Source organism: Bradyrhizobium sp. 31Argb (assembly GCF_043638955.1).
Classification (GTDB): Bacteria; Pseudomonadota; Alphaproteobacteria; order Rhizobiales; family Xanthobacteraceae; genus Bradyrhizobium.
In genome coordinates, this window is the sequence record NZ_JBEGDB010000406.1 from 1 (window position 1) to 5,371 (window position 5,371).

Genomic DNA, 5,371 nt, shown 5'->3' on the forward strand with positions numbered 1-5,371 from the left:
AAGCCTTGAATCACGTTCAATCTGATTTGAGAATCCCAAGAGTCCACACGGCCTAGAGCATGATCCGGAAAAGTGGAGACCGGTTTTCCGAAAAGATCATGCGCAAACAAAAAGCTAAAGCGGGATGACGATTCAAAGAAACGTCATCACGCTCTAGGAAACCCGGTGCTTGGCGTGCCACTTCGGGCCGCGCCCTCGCATGTAGTGAAGCTCAGGCCGATAGGGGTTGCAGACGGTTCCGATCAGCTTGTGGCAGCTTGCGACGATCGCGTGCAGGCGCCGGCGGAGCGGCCTCCAGGAGGCTTTGGCGAGCGGCATGGCGGCGCTCAGTGCGACTTGCCGAGCACGGACGCGAACGGCACGACGAGGACTTCGTCGCCGAGCTCATCGGTGACGTGCAGGATCCAGCCGCGCCAATCTTCTTCGCTGGGCGTCATGATGAGCACGCGCACCAGGCCTTCCGCATGCTCGCGTGCCTCGGCCAAGTCCATCGCGTGACCGCATTCATCGATCAAGACGTGTTGGGCGTCGGAGCAATGGAAATACAGTTCAGCCATGTTCCGCCTCCTGCGGCAAGCGACCTCGCAGCCTACCGATAGCAGCTCGGATGACGGCGGAGAATCCGGGTGATCCCCCATCGGGAAATTACGGGGAATGCTGAGGTTTCGACTCAAGTCGACTGGGATTGATTTGCTCGGCTGAGGCTCAAATCCGCCAAGCGGTTGGCCCGGCGGGGGCCGCTTCCGCGAGCCCCGAGGTTAACGCATTGTTTATTTCTTTAAGCCCATTTTCACGACCTCATTCAGCAAAGAGGCACCATGTCTGACATCACCATTCCCGGCGGGCGTATTCGTTCCTTCGTCGAGCGGATCGAGAACCTGGACACCGAATTGCAGGAGTTGAACGAGCAAAAGAAGGAAGTCTTCTCGGAAGCCAAGGGCGAAGGCTTCGACGTGAAGATCCTCAAGGAGATCATCAAGCTGCGGAAGGAAGATAAGGAAGAGCGCGACGAGCGCGAATCCCTGCTCGATCTCTACATGCGCGCGATGGAAACCTCGCCGCCGGAAAAGACCGCCAAGGCGGCGTGACGCAAGCGACGTGAAGTGCGTAGGGCGGGTTGCCGCAGCGTAACCCGCCGACGCGCTGGAGTGAGCGGCGGATTACGCCTTCGGCCAACCCGCCCTACGGGCTGCGGCTCACCAATAGGGATCGTCATAGGGGTCGACCGTATACGGCGGGGGCATCCAAGGCGCTGGCGGCCGTCTGGGCCGCCGAGGTTCGATTGCGGCGGGCCCGTGCGGGCGCGCGGCCACATTGTTCTCTTTCTTGACGGTCGGCGCGGAGGGTTTCGCGGACAGGGTGGCAAGCTGCCCTTGCAGCGCCTGTATCTGCTCGGCGATGCGCGCGCTGTCTCGGGCATTCTGCTCCTGAGCCGTCTTGAGCTGTTGAATAGAGTCGGCATGCTCGCGAAGCGTTTGTTCGTGACTGCTCTTTAATTGCTCGAGCTTATTGTTAATGCTCACAAGGCCCTGCGCGATGGTCTTGAGCGATTGCGCCACATCGACGGATGCCGGGGCGGCGGATGTGGTGGCGCCGGCTGGCGGAGCGTCTTTCGTTTCCTTGGGGTTCGAAGGCGCCGGCGCTTCCTTGGGGCTCGCGGGCGCCGGCGCGGAAGGCTGTTCAGCCGCGTCTGCTACCTGGACAACCAGCGATTTCGCCGGATCGCGACGCTCGGCCGCCTCTGGAGGCAGTGCCGAGACGTGCGGCGTCCATCGCGCCATGATCGCCTTGGCCTCATCGCCATATCGCGCGGCGAGCGCGGCACCAGCGATGCCTATCGCCAACAGAAGGCCCGCGAGGGCTCGCAGCACGGGGCGACCCCGTCGCGGCGCCGGGTCGCGAGCCGGGTTCTCCGACGTTGGTGCCTCGTTCACGGTGGCAGTGTCGGATCGCTCTGTGCCGGCACCTTCCTGCCGGATCGGTTGGCTATCGCCGCCGCGCTCCAATCCGGAGACCAATCGGTCGAGCCGCGTAAGGTCTTCGCCGGCACTCTTGATCCGTTCATAGGCCCGGGCCAGCTCGCCATCGGCGCGCGGCATGCCCTGCGGTTCGTCCGGCTTCGGGTCGTCCGTGTCAGCCACCGATGCGCTCTCCATTCAGTCTTGCAGCAACGGAATGAGTGCGGCAGTCCGAGATTATCGGGAGGATAGTTCTCGTCGCCGTGTCGATCAAGACAAGGCGGGCATGAGGGAGAATTTAAGGCGACCTCGGCCGGCCGCTTCCGCTAGTCAAGTCGGGGCGACAGCCTATCGCCGTTACAATTGGGCTTTGGTCGGATGCGATATTGAAACCAGAGGTCGTGGCGCTCGCCGGGGGCCATGACAGGAATGACGGCCATCAGCGCCGCGGTATAGGGATGCAGTGGTGCTTCGTAGAGCGTTTTTCCGGGTCCGCGCTTCGCGCAACTGACAGGCTCCGTGTAACCCGCCGATGAACTACGATCTGACGGCTTCGCAAGCGACCGTTGAGCTGCGCAGATGCCGAATCCGCATAGCGCGCCGTTCCCAGTGGGCCCATGCTGGCTGGGCGCCCTGTTTCTCGGACGGATCGCGACTACTTTCCTTCCCTGGTGCGCACCTTCGGGCCTGTGCTCGATTGGTTCGAAATCGATCGCGCCGCTTCTCGGCAATATCGCAAGAACGACTTCCTCCGTCGAACCAGGCACCAATCTCAGGAGGCATCTCATGCGACGTCTCATATTCGCCCTGTCCATTGCCGTTCCAGCAGCGGCGGGAGCAATCTCGCCAGCCGCCGCACAGGACTACCCTTACTGCCTGCAGGGAAAGGACTGGGGCCTTCCGGGCCTTTGCCACTTCTGGACCTACGAACAATGCGCGGCGAGCGCATCCGGCACGTTCTCGTATTGCGGGATCAACCCGCGCTTTGCCTTTTTCTACACGCAGCCAGGCCGCTGGCCGCCGCCGCACTGAGATCGTGTTGACATAAAGAAGCCCCGCGCGGCGGGCTCAACGCGAACGGCTTGTCGGACGAGATCCGGCTGTCCGACGTTGACGCTCGCTTCATCTGCACCGCGTCCGGCAAGCGGACCGGCCACGCAACGACCCGCGCGCCCCAAACGGGAGCTGAGCCATGAAATGCACCAAGCCGTCGTTTGCCGTCGTCTGCGCACTCCTGGCAGTGCCTCTGTCCTTGAGTATTGGCACACTCAATGCGCGCGAGTCCGATCTCGCCACTGCTACATTGGCAGCCGCTCGGACCGCCAAGCAGCAATGCGTGAATAGCTGTCGTGCGCGATATCGCGACTGCCGTCATCTGAAACAGCTACCATCGTTCGAGTGTCGGGGTGTCTACCAGGACTGCACCCGATTTACTTGTAGCGGTTCAGGACCGGGATGATCGACTTGCCTTTTGCGGCCGTCAGCGGCTACGCGAGCGTAAGGCGGGTTAGCGAAGCTTAACCTGCCGATGTACGGAGAGTGAGCGGCGGATTACGCCTTCGGCTAATCCGCCCCACGGTCCTAACACCCGCCGATGCCGCCGAAGAGATCGGCTGAGCCGGCGTTGCCGGCCGTTGACGGTATTGCGCCGAGACAGCGCGAGCTCGATGAGGCGCCGCCGCCAGCGCTACCCGCGCCCGACGTGGCGTTGGGCGTGACGGTTTGCGTGTTGGCGCCAATGCCGCCCACTGGTCCCGTTGTCACCGCGGTAGCCCCTGCCTCCGCCGGAATCTGGTAGGTTGGGGCGCCGAGCGGATCGGACGCGCAGCCGAACGCCGTCAGATTGGCGCTCAGCGACACGCCGGCCGGACAGGGCACCGCCACGGGGGCAACGCTACTGAAGCTTCCTCCCGTTGCCCCGGTCACTCCCTGGCCGGATGGCACGATCGCGCCGGTCACCGTGCTCACCGCGTTGGTCGGGGAGTTGACCTGCGCGCCGGTTTGAGCACTGACCTGAGGGGTCGGCTGCGTGCCCACCGACGAACTCACCTGCGCGTGAGTGGCGGCAGACACGCCAAGCCACAGAGGGACCGCAAGGATGAGCATTCGTTTCATCGCGCTCTCCTGTCTTGCCGAAGCGACAATGAGGTCGTGACACGGCTTCCGCCCGCCCGTCGCTTCAACGCCTCCGACGCAGAGGGGTTCCCTGGGACCGAGCCTCAGTGCGCAGGGCGGGTTAGCGAAGCATAGCCCGCCGATGTACGGAGAGTGAGCGGCAGATTACGCCTTCGGCTGATCCGCCCGGGCTGTCGATTTTTCTCGGCGGAAAATTATGATGGTGATTTGTGTAGGCTGATGAGCGAGGGCATGACAGAGCTAGTTTTTTGCTGCGATCAGTACGCTGTGAAGGCGAGCGTCGGTGGTTTGCCGTCGATGTATTCGGAATACGTGCATCAGGCAGTTCTAAGTGAGGATCTTGGGATCCGATCAGCGGAAGGGACAGCTCTGTTCTTTGCCGTTGGCAGTAGCGCGGCGAACTGGCCTGATTTGGTGGTCGCATTGCGCTTCAGCCCTGGCCCCGAGAGCGGCTTTTGTCCAGGCATCCTATTGGTACCGGATCGGCACCTCGTTTTTGTCGGAGCTGGAACATCGCTGCTTGCATACAAGCTCTCGCCTGTTCGACGTCTCTGGCGCGATGTAGCGGATGTCGGATTCTGGGGATGGAAGCGGCACGGTAACATCGTCCTTATGTCAGCCGAGCTTGAACTGGCCGCTTGGGATGTGGACGGACGGAAATTGTGGTCTACCTTTGTGGAGCCACCCTGGAGTTATGAGGTCCACGGCGACCGTGTCGAACTCGACGTTATGGGGCAAAAGTCAAACTTCCCTGTCGCGACCGGCCCAGTGCGTAGGGCGGATTAGCGTCAGCATAATCCGCCGTTCGCTCACGACAGAGTCGGCGGGTTACGCTTCGCTAACCCGCCCTACGGTCCTACGAGCTGAGTTATGTGAGAAGATTTAAGAGCGCCCAAAGCTTTTCTGCAGCTTTCTTTGCGATCTCTGCCATTACGGTTTTGGAAAAATTGGATACAACCCAGTCCAGCGGTGAAATGAGGAGAGCCTTCAACTGTCTCTTCGTGGGAGCTTTGTGCTTTAGCCATTCTGCTCCTTCCCGCAATGTTTGAAGTATACCGTCTCTCTCTTCGGGCAGGTTCGCCGCGAACGCATTGTCTTTTTCTATTGTGGAGATAGCTTCGTCGAGCGCTTGTTCCGCCTCAATGTATGCTGCATCACTCCGATCGAGTTCGATAGGTCTCCAATCGTCGTCGAGTGCTCTTTGAAATGGACCCCGATTGTGGGACCACGTGCTTAGTTGGAAGGGGCTGCTCCGTTTGATAGACGGAGCGCATGAT

The 5,371-nt window shown here is 61.4% G+C and carries 8 protein-coding genes; 3 read left to right on the forward strand and 5 right to left on the reverse strand.

The window, feature by feature from the left end:
* Positions 1 to 153: 153 nt before the first annotated feature.
* Both AAFX91_RS38650 and AAFX91_RS38655 read right to left on the reverse strand, forming a co-directional pair.
* Positions 154 to 318, reverse strand: coding sequence for a hypothetical protein (locus tag AAFX91_RS38650; RefSeq protein WP_394569994.1), 165 nt, complete (start codon positions 316 to 318; stop codon positions 154 to 156).
* A gap of 8 nt (positions 319 to 326) precedes the next feature.
* Positions 327 to 557: a DUF6894 family protein gene (locus AAFX91_RS38655; RefSeq protein WP_394569995.1), complete on the reverse strand. Its 231-nt coding sequence runs from the start codon at positions 555 to 557 to the stop codon at positions 327 to 329.
* A gap of 261 nt (positions 558 to 818) precedes the next feature.
* Between AAFX91_RS38655 and AAFX91_RS38660 the strand changes: the two genes are divergently transcribed.
* Positions 819 to 1,088: a DUF2312 domain-containing protein gene (locus tag AAFX91_RS38660; RefSeq protein WP_130584065.1), complete on the forward strand. Its 270-nt coding sequence runs from the start codon at positions 819 to 821 to the stop codon at positions 1,086 to 1,088.
* A gap of 108 nt (positions 1,089 to 1,196) precedes the next feature.
* On the opposite strand, the gene AAFX91_RS38665 is transcribed toward AAFX91_RS38660, so the two are convergent.
* On the reverse strand, positions 1,197 to 2,156 hold the full coding sequence (locus AAFX91_RS38665) for a hypothetical protein (protein ID WP_130584064.1): 960 nt from the start codon (positions 2,154 to 2,156) through the stop codon (positions 1,197 to 1,199).
* Between the two features lie 588 nt (positions 2,157 to 2,744).
* Here AAFX91_RS38665 and AAFX91_RS38670 point away from each other — a divergent pair.
* Entirely contained in the window at positions 2,745 to 2,990 is a 246-nt protein-coding gene (locus tag AAFX91_RS38670) for a DUF3551 domain-containing protein (RefSeq protein ID WP_394569997.1), read from the forward strand.
* A gap of 549 nt (positions 2,991 to 3,539) precedes the next feature.
* On the opposite strand, the gene AAFX91_RS38675 is transcribed toward AAFX91_RS38670, so the two are convergent.
* Positions 3,540 to 4,073, reverse strand: coding sequence for a hypothetical protein (locus AAFX91_RS38675; RefSeq protein WP_394569999.1), 534 nt, complete (start codon positions 4,071 to 4,073; stop codon positions 3,540 to 3,542).
* Between the two features lie 252 nt (positions 4,074 to 4,325).
* Between AAFX91_RS38675 and AAFX91_RS38680 the strand changes: the two genes are divergently transcribed.
* Positions 4,326 to 4,880, forward strand: coding sequence for a hypothetical protein (locus tag AAFX91_RS38680; protein ID WP_394570001.1), 555 nt, complete (start codon positions 4,326 to 4,328; stop codon positions 4,878 to 4,880).
* Between the two features lie 82 nt (positions 4,881 to 4,962).
* Here AAFX91_RS38680 and AAFX91_RS38685 read toward each other — a convergent pair.
* Positions 4,963 to 5,371: hypothetical protein (locus AAFX91_RS38685; protein WP_394570003.1), on the reverse strand; the 409-nt coding region annotated here is incomplete at its 5' end.

Excerpts from the sequence above, each read along its gene's own strand:
- AAFX91_RS38670 (WP_394569997.1), top strand. The coding sequence starts at position 2,745 with ATGCGACGTCTCATATTCGCCCTGTCCATTGCCGTTCCAGCAGCGGCG.
- AAFX91_RS38660 (WP_130584065.1), top strand. The coding sequence starts at position 819 with ATGTCTGACATCACCATTCCCGGCGGGCGTATTCGTTCCTTCGTCGAG.
- AAFX91_RS38655 (WP_394569995.1), bottom strand. The coding sequence starts at position 557 with ATGGCTGAACTGTATTTCCATTGCTCCGACGCCCAACACGTCTTGATC.
- AAFX91_RS38680 (WP_394570001.1), top strand. The coding sequence starts at position 4,326 with ATGACAGAGCTAGTTTTTTGCTGCGATCAGTACGCTGTGAAGGCGAGC.
- AAFX91_RS38665 (WP_130584064.1), bottom strand. The coding sequence starts at position 2,156 with ATGGAGAGCGCATCGGTGGCTGACACGGACGACCCGAAGCCGGACGAA.
- AAFX91_RS38650 (WP_394569994.1), bottom strand. The coding sequence starts at position 318 with ATGCCGCTCGCCAAAGCCTCCTGGAGGCCGCTCCGCCGGCGCCTGCAC.
- AAFX91_RS38675 (WP_394569999.1), bottom strand. The coding sequence starts at position 4,073 with ATGAAACGAATGCTCATCCTTGCGGTCCCTCTGTGGCTTGGCGTGTCT.